The organism is Paraburkholderia piptadeniae (assembly GCF_900007165.1).
In the GTDB taxonomy this organism is placed as follows: Bacteria; Pseudomonadota; Gammaproteobacteria; order Burkholderiales; family Burkholderiaceae; genus Paraburkholderia; species Paraburkholderia piptadeniae.
In genome coordinates this window covers 1-633 of the sequence record NZ_CYGY02000264.1, presented here as the reverse complement: position 1 = coordinate 633, position 633 = coordinate 1, and the positions used below count along the sequence as shown (strand labels likewise).

At 63.0% G+C, this 633-nt stretch carries 2 protein-coding genes; both read left to right on the top strand.

The window, feature by feature from the left end:
* Positions 1-350: type VI secretion system baseplate subunit TssG (locus tag BN2476_RS45145; protein ID WP_173819741.1), on the top strand; the 350-nt coding region annotated here is incomplete at its 5' end.
* On the top strand, positions 347-633 hold a 287-nt coding region (locus tag BN2476_RS45140), incomplete at its 3' end, for a type VI secretion system protein TssA (RefSeq protein ID WP_173819740.1). The genes BN2476_RS45145 and BN2476_RS45140, both read left to right, overlap by 4 nt.

Genomic DNA, 633 nt, shown 5'->3' with positions numbered 1-633 from the left:
CGGTGATCGGCGGGCATGTGCCCGACCGCCAGTACCGGTTTCGCATCGTGATTGGCCCGCTGGATATCGAGGACTATCACCGCTTCACGCCACAGGGGGCGGACCTGCTGCGGTTGATCGAATGGGTGCGGGCTTTCGTGAGCGAGGAGTTCGACTGGGAACTCGAGCTGCAGATCAAGCCGCACAGCGCGCCTTCGGCCGTGCTGGGTGGTCCGCAGCAACTCGGCTGGTCCAGCTGGATGGGGCAGTCGCCTTCGTCTGAGCCGGTTACCGGAATGTGTTTCGAGCCGGAGCGCTACGTGCAGCAGCTCCGGCAGAACATGATCAAGCAGGAAAGAATCGAACCATGAGCAGCAACGGGAAGAAGAACCCGCAGAAGCCCGGGAGCCGCGTCGCGACCCACGACTGGATGGCGCCGATTTCGGCCGGATCGCCGTGCGGAAGCGATCTCGAATACGACCCGGAATTCGTCGTGCTGAGTGCGAGCGTTGCCGCGAAGGCAACCGCGCAATACGGTGATTTCGTTGGTACACCGGAGCCGGTGAACTGGAGCGATGTGGACCGGGACTGCCGCCGTCTGATGGTACGCAGCAAGGACGTGCGTCTGGCCGTACTCTTTACACGGTGTCGGAC